Genomic DNA, 3,043 nt, shown 5'->3' on the forward strand with positions numbered 1-3,043 from the left:
CGGCCCCCCCAAGGGGGCGGGGGTGCCTTCCCCCCCCGGCCCCCCCGAGGGGGCGGGGGTGCCTTCCCCCCCCGGCCCCCCCGAGGGGGCGGCGCTGTCTTCCCCCCCCGGCCCCCCCGAGGGGGCGGGGGCCGGCGGGCCCCTCTCCCCGCTCGCCGCGGACCGGAAGGTCCGCACCCTGGTGAGCGTGGTCATACCCGCCCGGAACGAGGCCCTCAACGTCGACTACACCCTGGAGTCGCTCTTTGCCCAGACCCGGCTCCCCGATGAGATCGTCCTGGCGGACGCGTGCTCCGCCGACGAAACGGTGGAGCGCTTCCTCCGTCACCGCCACCGGCGGATCCCCCTCACGGTGACGCGCAACGAGTCCCTGTTCGCGGGAGGGGGGCGGAACGCCGGGACGCGCGCGGCGGCCCACGACATCATCGTCTTCATGGATCTGGGCAACCGCGCTGAGCGCGACTGGCTGGAGGCCATGGCGCGGCCCTTCGAGGAGGATCCCGAGCTGGACTTCCTGGGGGGGCTGCATCTCCCGATCTCCGACACCCCCTTCCGCCGTGTGTGCACCGCCGTGCTGGAGCACCACCGGCGGGGGATGGACAAGGAGCAGATCCGGGCGCTGATCACGGACCAAGTCGTGCCCGGCGGCATGTGCATGGCCTACCGGCGGAGGATCCTGAAACGGGTGGGCGGGTTCAGCGAGTGGGCGCGCAAGGGCCAGGACCGGCTCTTCGGCTATAAGGTGCGGAGGATGGGTGGAAAGGTCTCCATCACCCTCGATGCCAAGGTCCACCACAAGATGCCGCGGTCGTTCCGCCAGCTCTGGGCTCGGCACTACCTCTACGAGCTCTGGGTGAGCCGGATCGGGTTGCCCCGGAGCAACCTCGGGAAGCTGGTGGCGATCTACGGCGCGGGCCTCGCCGTGCTGGCTGCTTCCATCGTCTTCCCCTGGCTCCTCCTTCCGGCTGCCGTCCTCCTCATCCTCTACCTCAACCTGCGGGTGTGGCGCAAGCTGGCCCTCTTCCAGGCGGACGGCGAGGAGAGGTTCCGGCTGCGGGACCGCTTGCTGGGCGTCGCGGTCCTCTTCACGAGCGAGGCTGCCGTCGTCCTGGGCGGCGTCCTGGGCCTCCTGGACCGGCTGGTCCGTCCCTCCTGGCGCAGGAGGACGAAGAGCTACCTGGAGGGGAGCCCATGAGGGCCGCGCTGAGGGGCCTGGTGGCGGGCGGGCTTGAGCGCTGCGGGGTCCTGCCTCTCCTGCGGAGGCGGGCCGACCCCCGGCGGGCGGTGGTCCTCCGCTACCACTCGGTCAGCGAGCCGACCCCGGAGAACCTCCTGTACCGCGCTCCGAGCATCTCCGTCAGCCCCCGGACCTTCGAGCGGCAGATGGAGTTCCTGGCCGATCGGTACCAGGTGGTCCCCCTGGCCCGGCTGGTCGACTGCGTGGCCGCGGGGGAGCCGTTCCCCCCGCGGGCGGTGGCCATCACCTTCGACGATGGCTATCGGGACAACCACCGGCACGCGCTGCCCTGCCTCCGCTCCCTGGGGCTCCCGGCGACGGTCTTCGTCACCGCTGGCGCGGTGGGGGATGGGTGGAGCTTCTGGGTCTCCCGGCTCCGGGGGCTCCTCTTGAAGACCGAGAGGGCCGAGATTGACTTCCCCGGCCTGGGGCCCATGGACCTCAGCTCCCCCGCCGCCCGTGAGGGCTGGATCGAGGCCCTCACCGGCGAGCTCTGTCGCAAGCCCCCACCCGAGGCCGAGCGCGACCTGGCGCAGCTGGCGTCTCTGGCCGGCGTGGACGGGCCCATCGAGGGGTCGGGGAAGTGGATGATGGGCTGGGAGGAGCTCCGGGAGGCCGCGGGGGCGGGCATCGACATCGGCGCCCACACCGTCTCGCACCCCGTGCTGACCTTCCTCGATGACGGGCAGGCCGCCGGAGAGATCTCGAGGTCACGGAAGGTCCTGGAGAAGGGTCTGGAGCGCCCCGTCCTCCACTTCGCCTACCCCAACGGCCCCGCGGTGGAGAACCAGGATCTCCGGGTGGCCCGGCTGGTCCGCGAAGCCGGCTTCCTCTCCGCTTGTACGTCGGAGAACGGTCCCCTGGACCTGGGGGACGACCGGTACCGCCTCCGCCGGCTTGCGGTCGCGGAGAGGGACGCGGTGCACGGTCTCGCCTTCAACCTGGAGCGGGACCGCTTGCACGGAGTCGGTCCCCAGGGCAGCAGGCCGCGCCCCCGCCTCTTCCTGGTGGGGCCCCCGGCGAACGTCCGGACCGGGATCTCCACCTGCGTGCGGAGCATCCACCGTTCGGAGCTGCCCTCCCACTTCGACCTCGTCCACGTCTGCCCCACGGGGAGGTACGCCCATTACGAGCTGGGCGCGGCGGGGAAGGTCTACCAGCTCGCGCGCAGCTTCCTGAACTTTGCGAGGCAGATGGTCTTCCGGCGACCGGCCGCGGTCCAGGTGCACAGCTCGCACTACGGCGACTTCTGGCGCAACGCTCCGTTCATCCTCGGAGCGTGGGTCCTGAGGGTCCCCAGCGTCTTCGTCTGCCACGGGAGCCGCTTCGAACGCTTCCACGGGGAGGCCGGCCCGCTCAAGAAGTGCATGATCCGCTTCCTCCTCCGCCGCCCGCGTGCCATCCTGGTGAGGGGCAGCTACTGGAGGGAGGTCTTCTCCGAGATCGTCCCGGGGGCTCGGGTGGAGCTCCTCCCCACCACCGCGGATCCCGTGGAGGGCCGGAGCCGCGTCCCCGGCTCCGATCCGATGGTCCTCTACGTCGGTGGAAACCCCTTGGAGGAGGACGCCCGGCGCAAAGGGCTTCCCGACCTCCTGGCGGTGGTCCCCCAGGTGCTCGCCCGGCAGCCCCGGGCGCGGTTCCGCATCGTCGGTCCGTCGCTGGACTCTTCCTGGAAAGGGATGCTCAACGAGGGAGAGCAGGCGGAGTGCGTGGAGTTCGTGGGGCCGGTGCCGCCGGAGAAGGTCTCGGATCTCTACCTGGACGCCACCGTCTTCGTCCTGCCTTCGCGGGCCGAGGGGATGCCCA

At 71.5% G+C, this 3,043-nt stretch carries 2 protein-coding genes; both read left to right on the plus strand.

Features of this window, described 5'->3' with window-relative positions; genetic code table 11:
- A partial coding sequence (locus VGT06_00200; GenBank protein HEV8661553.1) for a glycosyltransferase occupies positions 1 to 1,195 on the plus strand: 1,195 nt, incomplete at its 5' end.
- Positions 1,192 to 3,043 (plus strand): polysaccharide deacetylase family protein (locus VGT06_00205; GenBank protein HEV8661554.1); only part of this gene is annotated, 1,852 nt, incomplete at its 3' end. The genes VGT06_00200 and VGT06_00205, both read left to right, overlap by 4 nt.

The sequence above is a fragment of the Candidatus Methylomirabilis sp. genome (assembly GCA_036000645.1).
Classification (GTDB): domain Bacteria; phylum Methylomirabilota; class Methylomirabilia; order Methylomirabilales; family JACPAU01; genus JACPAU01.